This window comes from Ruminococcus sp. RTP21359st1_H3_RTP21359_211015, from assembly GCF_040909065.1.
In the GTDB taxonomy this organism is placed as follows: Bacteria; Bacillota; Clostridia; order Oscillospirales; family Ruminococcaceae; genus Hominimerdicola; species Hominimerdicola aceti.
In genome coordinates this window covers 12,101-25,832 of record NZ_JBDGDD010000007.1, presented here as the reverse complement: position 1 = coordinate 25,832, position 13,732 = coordinate 12,101, and the positions used below count along the sequence as shown (strand labels likewise).

The following is a 13,732-nucleotide window of genomic DNA, read 5'->3' as shown; positions in this document are numbered from 1 at the left end:
GGTGATATTACGGCTTGGTATACAATATGTGCGGTGGCTTTTCTCACAGGTATCTTTGCCTCCATGGGTCTTGGGGGCGGAATGGTGCTTATAGTTTATCTGACGGTCTTTGCAGGCTTTTCGCAACTAGCGGCGCAGGGGATAAACCTCGTGTTTTTTATCCCCATCGCAATAATAAGCCTTGTGCTTCACACTAAAAACAAGCTTGTGGAATGGAAAAAAGCCGTTCCCGCAGTTTTGTGGGGAACGGCTGCTGTTATCATATCAGCATGGCTTGCAAACAGGATAGAGCAAAGCCTGCTTTCAAAAGCTTTTGGTATTTTCCTTATCCTAATGGGACTGAAAGAGTTATTTTTCAAGAGTGAAAAGCACGAGTTCAAAAGGGTCTGAGAAACGCTGTGTCCAGCCACTGTTGCCTACTCCCCTTGACACCACAAGCGTTGTATCGTTCACGCTGTAAATGCCGTCGGTATATTTCGGGAACAAGCCCTGACCGGGTGCATAAAGACCGTTCACAAGAGGAAGTCTTATAAGTCCGCCATGTGCGTGACCTGTGAAGTCTATGTCTATATGCGTACCACACTGAACAGCCGTTTTGCTGAAATAATTGCAGTCCTCAGGGTAGTGGTTCAGGAGAATGACAAAATCCTCTTTTGCCTGAGAAAAAGCCTCGCTGTCATTATCCATATTGTCAAATCCCAACAGGCTTATAGTATCACCATTTCGTGTGAGTGTGGTATGCTCGTTATAGAGGACGTTTACACCATAGCTTTCACAGCCTGCAACAAACTGTTCCCTTTCCTCCTGAGAAAGATTATATTCATGGTTGCCCATAACAAGATACACCGGGCATATCTCAGGAAGCTTTTTCATAAACTCAAGGGAACGGTCAACATCGGGGAAGATCTGGTCAACACTGTCCCCTGTAACAAAGATATAGTCAGGCTCACAGTCTTTGACCTTTTCCGTCAGCCTATCTATATAGCCCTTGCCCCACTCGTTGTGGAAGTCAGATATCTGAACTATCTTACAGCCCTCGAAGCCCTCAGGTAAGTTATCAAAATGCGCTGACAGCTTTTTGACCTCGATATAGGTATTAGACCACACGAAATCGGCTAATATCATTACCACAAGCACTATTATCACTATGATGATATTTCTTTTCTGCTTTTTAGTCAGCCTGCTTTGCTTTTTTTCTTCTGTATTCAAGATAGCCCTCCAAAATTATCGTTGCGGCAACTGTATCTACAACAGCCTTTCTTGCCTTTCCCCTGACGTTTGTTTCGTTAAGGATATTGTGTGCTGTGACAGTTGTGGAACGCTCGTCCCACATTCTCACCGGCAGGTCGGTACGCTCTTTCAAAAGCTCGGCAAACGCCCTGCACTTCTCTGCTCTTGGTCCCTCTGTGCCGTTCATGTTTATAGGCAGACCTACTATTATCTCACCTGCACCGTATTCAGCAGCTGTCTGAGCCGCCTTATCTGCAAGCCTTTCGGCGTTTCTCTCAGGAACAGTGCCGATAGGAGAAGCAAGAAACTCAGAGCGGTCGCTTATTGCGAAGCCTGTTCTTGCGTCACCATAATCTATTGCCATTATTTTCATTTTGCGCACCTCTATATCAAGACTTTTCTTATCATTATATCATAACACTGTCTGTAAAACAAGTCCTAAAGCAGGATTTTGGAAATTAAACTGCAAAAAGCGCAATGTAGAAGAGTTCTCTGCATACCATTTGCTTAAAAAAGTAAAATAGTTCCTTAAATACTGTGATTATTTGTGCATTATGGTTATTGATTTTTACTTTTAATTATGTTATAATGCTTTATTATCAGAGGGTATGCACAAATGTCAGGGTTAAGTTTTGTGCAAAATTATATTATATAAGAATTGGAAAGGAAAAAGAAAAATGAAGAAATTTTTATCAGTAGCAATGTCTGCTATCATCGCCTGCGCTTCAATATTCTCATGCACACTGACAGCTTTTGCCGAAAACGCAGAAACAGAAGACGTTACTATCGACTGCTCTTCCGCAGCGACTTGTAGCAATTGGGAACAGTCTATCACTGTCGATCAGGCAACTTTCAACGCAACAAGGCTTACAAAGGATTCAGAGATAATCGTCACATTCAAGAGCGAGGAAATAAACGAAAAGGCAGGAAACAAATACAATGCTGAGCTTATTTTCCAGAGCTGGGACAACACCACTACATCAGTTGCTCAGGACGGTGCGGTATGGGCAAAGATAGCACCTGTGAAGTTTGACGATTCATCAGCTACATATGATTTTGAATCTATCGCAACTGCATACGGCACGGACGATTTCAGTCAGGTATACAACATCATAATCGGTGCGACTGACAGGGCAAAGATAACAGTAACAGGCATAACGGTAACGAACTGCAAGACAAAGACTTATGCAGAAAAGGAAGAAAAAGACTCAAAGGGAACAAACCCTATTATCATAGTTATTGCGGTCATCGCAGGAATTGCTATCGCAGTTGTGGTAATTGTGATAATCATGAACAAGAAGTCAAGCGAAGCCTTTGACGTAAGCACCGGCAAGTTCGTTGACAAGAAAAATCTTTTTGATGAGCCTAAGAACTATGAGGACGAGAAGAAATAAAAAATAACGCTATCAGCAGGAGGACGAGCAGTTCGTTCTCCTGCTTTTTTTATACCAGAAATATTGACTTATAGACGGAGTTATGGTATTATATTAAAAGGTATATTTAATAATTGGAGGCTATATAAAATGTCAATATTTAAACTTGATCCAGCATTTAAGGACTACATCTGGGGCGGTACCAGACTTAGAGATGAGTACGGCAAAAAGTGCGATTATGATAAGGTCGCAGAGAGCTGGGAGCTTTCTTGTCACAAGGACGGTCCAAGCGTTGTGGCTGACGGTGAATACAAGGGTCTGACACTCAATGAGTATATCGAAAAGGCAGGCAAGGGCGTTCTTGGCAAGAACTGCGAAAGATTTGAGAACTTCCCTATCCTTATCAAGCTCATTGACGCTAAGGACAATCTTTCTGTACAGGTACACCCTGACAACGATTATGCAATGAGAGTTGAGGGCGAATACGGCAAGACAGAAATGTGGTATGTTGTTGACTGTGACGAGGGTGCAACTCTTCTCTACGGTTTCAAGCACGAGATAACAAAGGAAGAATTTGCAAGAAGGATCGCTGACAACACGCTTCTTGAAGTAACAAACGCTGTACCTGTTAAGAAGGGCGACGTTTTCTTCATCAAGTCAGGCACGCTCCATGCTATCGGCAAGGGTATCCTTATTGCTGAGATACAGCAGAACTCAAACACTACATACAGAATTTATGACTATGGCAGAGTTGGCAAGGACGGCAAGCCTAGAGAGCTTCACGTTAACAAGGCTCTTGACGTAACAAAGCTTGCTCCTGCTGAGCAGTATCCTGAGACACCTGTTGAGAAGAAGGACGGCTATGACATAAAGCTTCTTTCAAAATGCGAATACTTCACAACATACAGAGTCAACGTTGAAACAAAGGCTGAGCTTGACGCTGACGAAAACAGCTTCAACAGTATTCTCGTTCTCGAGGGTGAGCCTGTTATCAGCGGCGGCGAAACTGTTTCTGCAAAGAAGGGCGAAAGCGTATTCATTTCAGCAGGCACAGGCAAGTATACTGTTGAGGGCAAATGCACATTTGTGCTTACAAAGATAGACTAAGGTGAGATAAATGCTTAAACTTGACCTGAAAAAGGAGATAGGTGAGCTTGGCGCACTTGTGATCGCTTTTATTATCGGATTTGTGGCAGGCTCATTTTGGATAGGTCTTATCAGCTTTGTAGTGCTGGAGCTTGTGTATCTTCTGGTATATGACGCCATAGCAAAAAAGGCTGAAGCCCAAAAGCCAAAAGAGGAAAAGGAAGAGATAAACTTTCACGAATATGACGATGACACTGAGAGCGATAACGCTCAGTAAGCTCAGAAAATAAAAGGGAGAAATTATTATGAAGTATTACATTGGTATTGATCTTGGCGGCACTAACATTAAAGCAGGTGTTGTAAATGAAGAATTTGAGATAATCGCAAAGGCTACCTGCAAGACCAATCTGCCAAGACCCGCGGAGGAGATCTGCGAGGATATGGCTAAGGTCGCTTTGGAAGCTGTAAAGAACGCAGGGCTGGAGATAGAGCAGATAGAGTCTGTAGGTATCGGCACACCTGGCACTGCAAATTCTGACACTGGCGTTATTGAGTATTCAAACAACCTTGGTTTCCTTAACTTCCACGTTGTTGACCTTATGAAGAAGTTTATCGACAAGCCTTGCTATGTTGAAAATGACGCTAACGCTGCGGCATACGGCGAGTATGTTGCAGGTGCAGCAAAGGGTGCGAACGACGCTGTTTGCATCACTCTGGGCACAGGCGTAGGCGGAGGAATAATCATTAACGGAAAGATATATTCAGGCTTCAACTTTGCAGGTGCTGAGATAGGTCACACTGTTATCGACCCTAACGGTCCGCAGTGTACTTGCGGCAGACACGGCTGCTTTGAGGTATTTTCTTCTGCAACAGGTCTTGTAAGAATGACAAAAGAGGCTATGTTCGAGGACAAGGACTCTATCATGTGGAAAATGAACGAAGAGGACGGCAAGGTATCCGCAAGAACTGCGTTCAACGCCATGAGAGCAGGCGATAAGGCAGGCAAGGAAGTTGTTGACAAATACATAAAGTATCTTGCTTGCGGAATCACAAACACAATAAACATTTTCCAGCCTGATATTCTCTGTATCGGCGGCGGCGTATGCAACGAGGGCGACCCTCTGCTTTTGCCACTGAAAGAGCTTGTGGCTAAGGAGATTTACACAAAGAACTCAGCAAAGAACACTGAGATAGTTATTGCAAAGCTTGGAAATGACGCAGGCATTATAGGTGCGGCATTCCTTGGACTTTCACACAAAAAGTAATAAAGATGTAAAGGGGAATTCAAAATGGGACTTTTCGACAAGATATTAAAAGGTGCTGTAGACGCTATCGACAACGCTGCGGCAAAGAACGGCAATGGTCCGACAGGACTTAAAGACCTGTTCAATCAGGCTATGGATAAAAAGAATGAAGCTATAAACGGCACTTCAAGCTCCACGGCTTCAAGCAAACCAAACACTGCCACTTCAAGCACAAGTTCAAGCAAGAGAAGCAATTGTGCTTATACAAGACCGACATATACCACACCGCAGGAAGTTCTTGACACAGCGAGCATTCCTGCAAAGCCGTCAAGAGAGATAACCTATGAGATATTCGACGGCAAGGACGCAGAAATAAGGGTGAAAGTATCATTTGACCTGAGCGGTGATTTCATCGAAACAGAATGTGAATTTGATTATGGCGCAATGTATCTGCCAAACTGTGATGATGATTTTGATGACAATTACTCTGACAGCAATACACCTTATTTTGAAATGGTAAGTGCGCCTGATGACGAGATATACTATATGATAGATAAATGTCAAAATGGCGGCACGCCTGACAATGCAATGATGTTCCTGCGTGTTGATGATATGGGACCTAGAATACAGTTCAAAGCCAAGGTGAAAAACAGGTTTGGCAAGATAGAGTATTTTTATAACTGTCAATTTCATGATGAGTTCAACCCCCAAAGCTACATCGGCGTATGTTACAATGCTGATGTTGTTGGTACTCCACTTGAGAAAAAGCTTATGGCTGCTGTTGACGAAGCGGCACGCACATTCCGCAGAGAAGTAGTTAAAATAGAGGACAGACCATTCCGCTAAGGAGGACAAAACGAAATGAAGTTCAGTATAATAGGATTTATACCTACTTTGTTTTTGCTGATACCTGTGATAGCAGCCTGTTTCAAGACACCTGCCGACAAGCCTGAGCTTGAGGACGAGAACATTATCGTCTTTATCGCAAAGTGTGTGGGCAGATTTGGCTGCATAGGCTATATGTGCCTTGCTATCGGAGATTACAAGGTAGGCTTTTCAAGCAAGCTGCTTTTCATAATATGGGCTGTTGTTGCACTGCTCGTTATCGCACTTTATTGGGTGCTTTGGATAAGGCATTATAAAAAAGGCAATCATTTTGAAGATATTTACGGCACAGGGATCCCACTTTTCATCATCCCTGCGGCATTCGTGCTTGTGACAGGTATCTTCTCAATGAATTTTATGCTTATCATATTCTCAGTGCTGGATATCGTTTGCGAATACTGCTCTGCATACGGTGTAAGAAAGCGTCTGCACCCTGCAAAGGCAGAGGAAAGCTCAGACGAGGCTGAAACAAAAGAGAATGAGGACGGAGAATAATACCGCTCTCAGTAATATATTTTTCAAAAGAGGTAATAAAAATGGCGTGTAATTATTTTTGTGACGGAGTAGACAAAGCTCCACAGAGATCACTTTTCAATGCTCTTGGCATGACAAAGGAAGAAATGGACAGACCTCTCGTTGGTATCGTATCTTCATATAATGAGATAGTTCCTGGTCACATGAACATTGACAAGATAGTTGAAGCTGTTAAAATGGGCGTTGCAATGGCAGGCGGAACACCTGTTGTATTCCCTGCTATCGCTGTTTGCGACGGTATCGCTATGGGTCACATGGGAATGAAATATTCTCTCGTTACCCGTGACCTTATCGCAGACTCAACAGAGTGCATGGCTTTGGCACATCACTTTGACGCTCTTGTTATGATACCAAACTGCGACAAGAACGTTCCTGGTCTGCTCATGGCAGCCGCAAGAGTAAACGTTCCTACTATTTTCGTATCAGGCGGTCCAATGCTGGCTGGTCACGTTAAGGGCAAAAAGACTTCCCTTTCAAGCATGTTCGAGGCTGTTGGTACTTACAACGCAGGCAAGTTCACTCTTGATGACGTTGAGGAATTTGAGAACAAAGCCTGTCCGACTTGCGGAAGCTGTTCAGGTATGTACACTGCAAACTCTATGAACTGCCTTACAGAAGTTCTTGGCATGGGTCTTAGAGGAAACGGCACTATCCCTGCTGTATATTCTGAAAGACTAAAGCTTGCAAAGCACGCAGGTATGCAGGTAATGGAGCTTTACAAGAAGAACATCAGACCAAGAGATATCATGACAAAGGACGCTTTCATCAACGCTATCACAGCTGATATGGCGCTTGGCTGTTCAACAAACTCAATGCTTCACCTCCCTGCTATCGCTCACGAGTGCGGAGTAGAGCTTGACCTTGACTTTGTAAACGAGATATCAAAGAGAACGCCAAACCTCTGTCACCTTGCTCCTGCCGGTCACACATACATGGAAGACCTCAACGAAGCAGGCGGAGTTTATGCAGTTCTCAGTGAGCTTAACAAGAAAAACCTTATCAACATAGACTGCATGACTTGCACAGGCAAGACAGTAGGTGAGAACATCAGCGGCGTTGTAAACAAGAACCCTGAGCTTATCAGACCAATAGACAATCCATACTCACAGACAGGCGGAATCGCAGTTCTCAGAGGAAATCTTGCTCCTGACACCTGCGTTGTTAAGCGTTCAGCCGTTGCACCTGAAATGCTTGCACATGAGGGTCCTGCAAGAGTATTCGACTGCGAGGAGGACGCTATCGCTGCTATCAGAGGTGGCAAGATAGTTGAGGGCGACGTTGTCGTTATCCGTTACGAGGGACCAAAGGGCGGTCCTGGAATGAGAGAGATGCTCAATCCTACATCTGCTATCGCAGGCATGGGTCTTGGCTCAACTGTTGCACTTATCACTGACGGACGTTTCAGCGGTGCTTCAAGAGGTGCTTCTATCGGTCACGTTTCACCTGAGGCAGCCGTAGGCGGTCCTATCGCACTTGTTGAAGAAGGAGATATGATAGCAATAGATATCGACAACTGCTCTATCACACTTAAAGTATCTGACGAGGAGCTTGCTGAAAGAAGAAAGAACTGGAAGCCAAGACAGCCAAAGGTAACAACAGGCTATCTTGCAAGATACGCTTCACTTGTAACTTCTGCAAACAGAGGTGCTATACTTCAGATAAAGGACTAATATCCGACACAAAATAATAAGGGAGAAAGGCGGAATAATATGAAAAAATTCATTTCAGGCTTGCTTGGAATACTCTTTGTAGTTCTTGTAGTAGTAGGTGTTTTCATCTGTACATATGTATTCAATCAGCCGTCAAGATCAGGCGATTCAAGAGAGCTTATCTCTGGAACATGGACAGATAAGGACGCAAACATTACTTTTGAATTCTCTGACGAGGGCGATTTCACTATCACTCGCGCTGATGACAGCTCAGTTATCGCAAAGGGCTGGTTTAAAATTCAGGAGGACGGGGGAAGCGGAAAGATACAGCTTCTTGTAAATCCGTCTGACAGAGATACAACTGTTGATATCGGTCTGAGAATGAAGTTCTTCTCGACTATTTCCTACAAAAACCTTTCTGTACCGTCTGAGGACGAGGGCGACAAGGTCGCTACCTGCAAGTTCATTTTCCAGAACTCCGACGGAGTTTACTCATGCGAGAGAAAAGACTCTGACGGCTCGTTCTACGACGGCAAATAACGAATTTTCAAGGGCTACGGCTGAACGATATGTTTAGCCGCAGCTTTTGTGCAGTAAAGACTTGATTAAGATAAAAAAGGAGTAAAAATGGAGCTACTGATCAAAAATATCCGTGCCTGCGACCCGCAGACAGGGCTTGACGGTATAACGGACATAGGCATTGACGGAGGAAAGATAGTCAGCCTTGGAAAAACTGACGAGCATGCTCAGAGAGTTATCGACGCAAAGGGCAAGCTTTGTGCATTGCCCGGGCTTTTCGATATGCACGTTCACTTTCGTGACCCAGGTCTTACCTACAAGGAGGACATCATCACAGGTGCGAACGCCGCAAAGGCAGGCGGTTTCACGGGCGTCGCTTGTATGCCGAACACAAAGCCGCCTATCGACTCCCCTGAGGGCGTGAAATACGTTTTTGAAAAGGCAAAGAAAACAGGTATCGACGTTTTCCCTATTGCCTGCGTTACAAAGGGCATGAAAGGTCAGGAGCTTTGCGACTATGACGAACTCAAAGCCGCAGGAGTTACCGCCATTTCAGATGACGGCAGACCTGTTGAGAACGCTGAGCTTATGCGTCAGGCTATCGAAAAGACTAACGAGAACGGTCTTATCGTGACTTCTCACTGCGAGGACTTGAAGATAATAAATGGTGGTATCATCAACAAGGGCGAGATATCCGAAAAGCTTGGCGTAAAGGGCATGGACAGAGCCTCTGAGGACTATATCACTGCCCGTGAGATATGCCTTGCAATGAGCTGCAATGCGAGAGTTCACATATGCCACGTTTCCACCAAAGGCTCTGTGAACATCATAAGAGCGGCGAAAAAGGACGGCGTTAAGGTCACCTGCGAAACTGCTCCACACTATTTTACGTTCACAGACGAAAAGCTTTTAGCCCGTGACGCAGATTTCAGAATGTCGCCTCCACTTAGAACTGAGGAGGACAGAGCGGCTGTTGAGGAAGCTGTTCTTGACGGCACTATCGACTGCATCATCACCGACCACGCTCCACACTCCGCAGAGGAAAAGGCTGACTTTGAGAAAGCCCCAAACGGCGTCGTTGGACTTGAAACTTCCCTTGCGGCAACGCTCACAAAACTTTACCACAGCGGCAAGTGCGGTCTTGACAAGATTGCAGAGATAATGTCGGTAAATCCGAGAAAGATAATGGGACTTGAGCCTATCAAGATAGCAGTGGGCGAAAGATGCGATCTTTGTATCTTTGACCCTGACTATGAATGGGAAGTTATCCCTGCGGAGCTTAATTCAAAGAGCAAAAACAGCGTGTTCAAAGGCACAAGGCTCAAAGGCAAGGTAATGTACACAATATGCAGAGGAAAGCTCGTTTTTGAGCTTTAATATAAAAATATCCGAAAGGAAGATAAAAATGGCATTTGACAGACTTATTGAAAATATCGTAAAGACACAGAACCCGTCAGTAGTGGGGCTTGACCCAAAGCTTGACTATGTTCCTGAATACATCAAGGAAAAGAAGTTCAAGAAATACGGCAAGACGCTCAAGGGTGCGGCAAAGGCTATATGGGAATTCAACAAGACTATAATCGACGAGATACACGATATCTGCCCTGCTATCAAGCCACAGGCTGCATACTATGAAATGTATGGCTACGAGGGTGTAAAGACCCTTTACAAGACTATACAGTATGCAAAGGAAAAAGGAATGTTCGTCATGACAGACGGCAAGAGAAACGATATTGGCGCAACTATGGAAGCTTATGCAACCGCACATCTTGGTCTTACTGACGTTGGCGGTGAGCTTGTGGAAGCTTTCGGTGCAGACGCTCTCACTGTAAACGGCTATCTCGGCTCAGACGGAATCAACCCGCTTCTTGACCAGTGCAGAAAATATGACAAGGGCATTTTCGTTCTTGTAAAGACATCAAACAAGTCAAGCGGTGAGCTTCAGGATCTTATGATCGGCAACAAGACAGTTTATGCCACAATGGGCTCAATGTGCGAACTGTGGGGCAAGGACGTTATGGGCAAGTATGGCTACAGCGGTGTTGGCGCAGTTGTGGGTGCGACTTATCCTGAGCAGCTTGCTGAAATGAGAAAGGCTCTGCCGCACACATTCTTCCTTGTACCGGGCTACGGTGCACAGGGCGGCGGTGCTGAGGGCGTATCAAAGGCATTTGACGATCACGGACTTGGCGCTATCGTAAACTCCTCCCGTGGCGTAATGTGTGCATACAAGAAAGAGGATAACTGTGACGAGCATGATTTTGCAAAGGCTGCAAGACGTGAAGTTATCAGAATGAAAGAGGATATAATCTCATATCTGCCAAAGATCACACTTGAATAAACACTAAAGGAGTGACTGAGTATGACAGCAAAGGGCGTTATATTGTTTACAGCGACGGTGGGAGCTTTGCTATTATGCTCCTGCGCAAAGAACGAGGATACAAGCTCTTTGACAGAAAGTCAGCAGGAGCAAAGCGATTTTCCAAGATGTATCGTAGGCGAGTGGAAATGCCGTGAAACGCCCCTTGACAACAGCGAGCTTTATTCTGGCTATCTCAGCCTTATTATCCGTTCAAACGGCAATTATCTCATGTATGATGCAGAAGCAGGCAATCCCTGCTTAAAAGGCACTATCGAAATGGACAGCGACGATCTTGATCTTATCTTTGTTGACGACAGCGGAGTGGATTTTGCACCCCCTGCAGGGTGGGAGAATATGTCCAAAAGGCAGGAGATAAGCTATTTTGCTGACGCTTACACGCTAAAGCTTACTTATACTGATAATGATAACTCGGTCACTCTCGTTTTTGATGCGGTGAACGCTCCGAATGAGGTAAAGAACTAAGTACAGGGAGGATTTTTAATGTACAAGCAGGGTAAATACCCAATAGTTTCAAAAAAGACCCTTGCAAAAGGAATTTTTGACATTGAGATATACTGTCCGCACATTGCAAAGGCGGCAAAGGCAGGACAGTTTGCACAGGTGCAGGCAGAGGGCTTTTTCCTCCGCAGACCTATCTCTATTTGCGATATCAACAAGGACAAGGGTACTATCCGCCTTGTTTTTGAGGTAAGAGGTCACGGCACTGACAAGATAAGCGAGCTTAACAAGGGCGACCTTGTTGACATTATCGCACCGCTGGGTAACGGCTTCAAGGTGCTTGAAAAGGGCAAAAAAGCTGTCTGTATCGGCGGCGGCATAGGCACACCTCCAATGGTGGGCATTGCAAAGGAATACGGCGAGAACGCCACTGTTATAAGCGGTTTCAGAAACGCTGCGGCTGTTATTTTGCAGGAGGACTTCAAAGCCATGGGCTGTGACGTTCAGCTTTGCACTGACGACGGCTCGGCAGGAAGAAAAGGCTTTGTTACTGACGCACTTCTTGACGTGCTTAAAAGCGAAAAGCCTGATATCGTTTATGCCTGCGGTCCAATGATAATGCTGAAAAATATCACAAAGATATGTGAGGAAAACGGCATTTACTGTCAGGTATCTCTTGAGCAGAGAATGGCTTGCGGCGTGGGTGCGTGTCTTGTATGCGTATGCCGCACTGTCAAGGACGGTCAGGAGTTCAATTCTCACGTTTGCAAGGACGGTCCTGTATTCGACAGCGAGGAGGTAGTGTTTGATGAATAGGATAAATGTGAATTTCTGCGGAGTTGAGTTCAAAAACCCTGTTATCCCTGCAAGCGGAACATTTGGCTACGGCAGAGAGTACGAGCAGTTCTATCCCCTTTCAAAGCTGGGCGGAATATCCGTAAAAGGCACTACGCTTCACCGCCGTGAGGGCAACCCAGGTCCTAGAGTTGCGGAAACTCCAAGCGGTATGCTCAATTCTGTTGGACTTCAAAACGGCGGCGTTGACAAGTTCATAAACTACGAGCTTCCAAACCTTGTAACAAAGGACACAAGGATAATAGCCAACATAGCAGGTTCTACTATCGAAGAATGTGCAGAGCTTGCAGAAAAGCTCAACGGCACGGCTGTTGACATGATAGAGCTTAACATATCCTGCCCGAACGTAAAACAGGGCGGAGCGGCTTTCGGCACTGACTGCAACGTTGCAGGTGCGGTAACAAAGGCTGTTAAGGACGTTACAGAAAAGCCTCTTATGGTAAAGCTTTCACCGAACGTTACAAGCATTGTGGACATTGCAAAGTCTGTTGAGGCAAACGGCGCAGACGCTGTTTCCCTTATAAACACGCTTCTCGGTATGCGTATCGACATAAAGACACGCCGTCCTATACTGAAAAACAACGTGGGCGGACTTTCTGGTCCTGCGGTGTTCCCTGTTGCCGTAAGAATGGTATGGCAGGTGGCAAACGCTGTTAAAATACCTGTTATGGGCATGGGCGGTATCGCCACATGGGAAGACGCCATTGAAATGATGATGGCAGGCGCAGGAGCTGTTCAGGTAGGTGCGGCAATATTTGCTGACCCTTATGCACCTGTGAAGATAGCCGAGGGTATGCAGAAATTCTGCGAAGACAACGGTATAAACAACATCTCTGAGATAGTCGGCACTGTTAAGCCTTGGTAATAACATAGTAAAATATCCGTCTTTTTACAGGACGGATATTTTTATGGCATTTTTTCTTATGAATTTCTTAAATTCATTGAAAACAGCTTGCAAAAGTGCTATAATTTAAGTCGTCAGGAAAGGCTGACAGAGAAAGGGGAAAGATATGTTTCTTAGAGTACTTTGCGTGATAACATCTGCACTTACAGTTCTTACCACGCTTTCAATGACATCATGCGGAGCAGACAACACCATTTCGTCTGAGGCTTCCGAAAGTGCTGTTACATCTACGGCAGACAGCGGTAAAACTGCAAAGGATATCCTTTCGGCAATAGAGGGCGACCACATGGACGCTTCAACTTTTTACGGTGAGGACAGCTTCACAAAGAATACCGAAAAGCTTTATGGTATAGAAGCTGACAAGCTCAACGATGGAGGAATACTTTACTCCTCTGACGGCAATTATGCTGACGAGATATCAATGCTCAAAATGGCTGACGGAAGCAGTGCAAAAAGCCAGCTTGCAGACAGGCTGAACTACAGACTTAATCAATATGAAAACTACAAGCCTGAAGAAACAAAGAAAATACAGGCGGCAAAGATATTTCAGGCTGGAGATTACTGGGTGCTTGTTATCTCTGACAATGCTGACGAGATATCTGACGAGATAACAGACATGATAAATTAAAAAA

The 13,732-nt window shown here is 45.0% G+C and carries 17 protein-coding genes; 15 read left to right on the top strand and 2 right to left on the bottom strand.

Annotation, left to right across the window (positions count from 1 at the left end; genetic code table 11):
- The first annotated feature begins 33 nt into the window (after positions 1–33).
- Positions 34–390, top strand: coding sequence for a sulfite exporter TauE/SafE family protein (locus AB5Z01_RS04255; protein WP_287215017.1), 357 nt, complete (start codon positions 34–36; stop codon positions 388–390).
- Here the strand turns inward: AB5Z01_RS04255 and AB5Z01_RS04250 are convergent.
- Complete coding sequence (locus AB5Z01_RS04250; RefSeq protein ID WP_287215015.1) at positions 349–1,209, bottom strand: metallophosphoesterase; 861 nt, start codon at positions 1,207–1,209, stop codon at positions 349–351. The two genes, AB5Z01_RS04255 and AB5Z01_RS04250, sit on opposite strands and share 42 nt — an antisense overlap.
- Positions 1,172–1,603 carry a Holliday junction resolvase RuvX gene (gene ruvX / locus AB5Z01_RS04245; RefSeq protein ID WP_022286628.1) on the bottom strand — a complete coding sequence of 144 codons (432 nt, stop codon included), beginning with the start codon at positions 1,601–1,603 and terminating at the stop codon, positions 1,172–1,174. Before ruvX ends, AB5Z01_RS04250 begins: the two co-directional genes overlap by 38 nt.
- A 304-nt stretch (positions 1,604–1,907) precedes the next feature.
- Here ruvX and AB5Z01_RS04240 point away from each other — a divergent pair, with 304 nt between their 5' ends.
- The 14 genes from AB5Z01_RS04240 (at position 1,908) to AB5Z01_RS04175 (ending at position 13,728) form a co-directional block, all read left to right on the top strand.
- Positions 1,908–2,624, top strand: a complete 717-nt coding sequence (locus tag AB5Z01_RS04240) for a hypothetical protein (protein WP_287215013.1) — start codon at positions 1,908–1,910, stop codon at positions 2,622–2,624.
- A 129-nt stretch (positions 2,625–2,753) separates the two neighbouring features.
- Positions 2,754–3,710, top strand: coding sequence for a type I phosphomannose isomerase catalytic subunit (locus AB5Z01_RS04235; RefSeq protein ID WP_038671081.1), 957 nt, complete (start codon positions 2,754–2,756; stop codon positions 3,708–3,710).
- Positions 3,711–3,720: 10 nt separating this feature from the next.
- Positions 3,721–3,966 carry a hypothetical protein gene (locus AB5Z01_RS04230; RefSeq protein WP_117876847.1) on the top strand — a complete coding sequence of 82 codons (246 nt, stop codon included), beginning with the start codon at positions 3,721–3,723 and terminating at the stop codon, positions 3,964–3,966.
- A gap of 28 nt (positions 3,967–3,994) precedes the next feature.
- The gene (locus tag AB5Z01_RS04225; protein ID WP_022286632.1) at positions 3,995–4,954 is read left to right on the top strand and encodes an ROK family protein; all 960 of its coding nucleotides are present in this window, start codon (positions 3,995–3,997) and stop codon (positions 4,952–4,954) included.
- Between the two features lie 24 nt (positions 4,955–4,978).
- On the top strand, positions 4,979–5,779 hold the full coding sequence (locus AB5Z01_RS04220) for a hypothetical protein (protein ID WP_287215010.1): 801 nt from the start codon (positions 4,979–4,981) through the stop codon (positions 5,777–5,779).
- A 15-nt stretch (positions 5,780–5,794) separates the two neighbouring features.
- Positions 5,795–6,313, top strand: coding sequence for a hypothetical protein (locus AB5Z01_RS04215; protein WP_287215008.1), 519 nt, complete (start codon positions 5,795–5,797; stop codon positions 6,311–6,313).
- 41 nt (positions 6,314–6,354) lie between these two features.
- Positions 6,355–8,022, top strand: coding sequence for a dihydroxy-acid dehydratase (gene ilvD, locus AB5Z01_RS04210; RefSeq protein ID WP_287215007.1), 1,668 nt, complete (start codon positions 6,355–6,357; stop codon positions 8,020–8,022).
- Positions 8,023–8,061: 39 nt separating this feature from the next.
- Positions 8,062–8,541 (top strand): hypothetical protein, encoded by a 480-nt coding sequence (locus tag AB5Z01_RS04205; RefSeq protein ID WP_117858420.1) that lies wholly within the window; start codon positions 8,062–8,064, stop codon positions 8,539–8,541.
- A gap of 87 nt (positions 8,542–8,628) precedes the next feature.
- Entirely contained in the window at positions 8,629–9,897 is a 1,269-nt protein-coding gene (locus tag AB5Z01_RS04200; RefSeq protein WP_287215005.1) for a dihydroorotase, read from the top strand.
- 28 nt (positions 9,898–9,925) lie between these two features.
- Entirely contained in the window at positions 9,926–10,861 is a 936-nt protein-coding gene (gene pyrF / locus AB5Z01_RS04195; protein WP_022286638.1) for an orotidine-5'-phosphate decarboxylase, read from the top strand.
- A gap of 21 nt (positions 10,862–10,882) precedes the next feature.
- The gene (locus tag AB5Z01_RS04190) at positions 10,883–11,365 is read left to right on the top strand and encodes a hypothetical protein (protein WP_038671069.1); all 483 of its coding nucleotides are present in this window, start codon (positions 10,883–10,885) and stop codon (positions 11,363–11,365) included.
- An 18-nt stretch (positions 11,366–11,383) separates the two neighbouring features.
- A complete protein-coding gene (locus tag AB5Z01_RS04185) occupies positions 11,384–12,157 on the top strand; it encodes a dihydroorotate dehydrogenase electron transfer subunit (RefSeq protein WP_038671067.1) in 774 nt (257 codons plus the stop codon).
- On the top strand, positions 12,150–13,061 hold the full coding sequence (locus AB5Z01_RS04180; protein ID WP_038671065.1) for a dihydroorotate dehydrogenase: 912 nt from the start codon (positions 12,150–12,152) through the stop codon (positions 13,059–13,061). Before AB5Z01_RS04185 ends, AB5Z01_RS04180 begins: the two co-directional genes overlap by 8 nt.
- Before the next feature lie 145 nt (positions 13,062–13,206).
- The gene (locus AB5Z01_RS04175; protein WP_287214999.1) at positions 13,207–13,728 is read left to right on the top strand and encodes a DUF4358 domain-containing protein; all 522 of its coding nucleotides are present in this window, start codon (positions 13,207–13,209) and stop codon (positions 13,726–13,728) included.
- Positions 13,729–13,732: the final 4 nt, after the last annotated feature.

Bases quoted from the DNA above. Each gene is read 5' to 3' on its own strand.
- ruvX (WP_022286628.1), bottom strand. From the start codon at position 1,603: ATGAAAATAATGGCAATAGATTATGGTGACGCAAGAACAGGCTTCGCA.
- AB5Z01_RS04240 (WP_287215013.1), top strand. From the start codon at position 1,908: ATGAAGAAATTTTTATCAGTAGCAATGTCTGCTATCATCGCCTGCGCT.
- AB5Z01_RS04235 (WP_038671081.1), top strand. From the start codon at position 2,754: ATGTCAATATTTAAACTTGATCCAGCATTTAAGGACTACATCTGGGGC.
- AB5Z01_RS04230 (WP_117876847.1), top strand. From the start codon at position 3,721: ATGCTTAAACTTGACCTGAAAAAGGAGATAGGTGAGCTTGGCGCACTT.
- AB5Z01_RS04225 (WP_022286632.1), top strand. From the start codon at position 3,995: ATGAAGTATTACATTGGTATTGATCTTGGCGGCACTAACATTAAAGCA.
- AB5Z01_RS04220 (WP_287215010.1), top strand. From the start codon at position 4,979: ATGGGACTTTTCGACAAGATATTAAAAGGTGCTGTAGACGCTATCGAC.
- AB5Z01_RS04215 (WP_287215008.1), top strand. From the start codon at position 5,795: ATGAAGTTCAGTATAATAGGATTTATACCTACTTTGTTTTTGCTGATA.
- ilvD (WP_287215007.1), top strand. From the start codon at position 6,355: ATGGCGTGTAATTATTTTTGTGACGGAGTAGACAAAGCTCCACAGAGA.
- AB5Z01_RS04205 (WP_117858420.1), top strand. From the start codon at position 8,062: ATGAAAAAATTCATTTCAGGCTTGCTTGGAATACTCTTTGTAGTTCTT.
- AB5Z01_RS04200 (WP_287215005.1), top strand. From the start codon at position 8,629: ATGGAGCTACTGATCAAAAATATCCGTGCCTGCGACCCGCAGACAGGG.
- pyrF (WP_022286638.1), top strand. From the start codon at position 9,926: ATGGCATTTGACAGACTTATTGAAAATATCGTAAAGACACAGAACCCG.
- AB5Z01_RS04190 (WP_038671069.1), top strand. From the start codon at position 10,883: ATGACAGCAAAGGGCGTTATATTGTTTACAGCGACGGTGGGAGCTTTG.
- AB5Z01_RS04185 (WP_038671067.1), top strand. From the start codon at position 11,384: ATGTACAAGCAGGGTAAATACCCAATAGTTTCAAAAAAGACCCTTGCA.
- AB5Z01_RS04180 (WP_038671065.1), top strand. From the start codon at position 12,150: ATGAATAGGATAAATGTGAATTTCTGCGGAGTTGAGTTCAAAAACCCT.
- AB5Z01_RS04175 (WP_287214999.1), top strand. From the start codon at position 13,207: ATGTTTCTTAGAGTACTTTGCGTGATAACATCTGCACTTACAGTTCTT.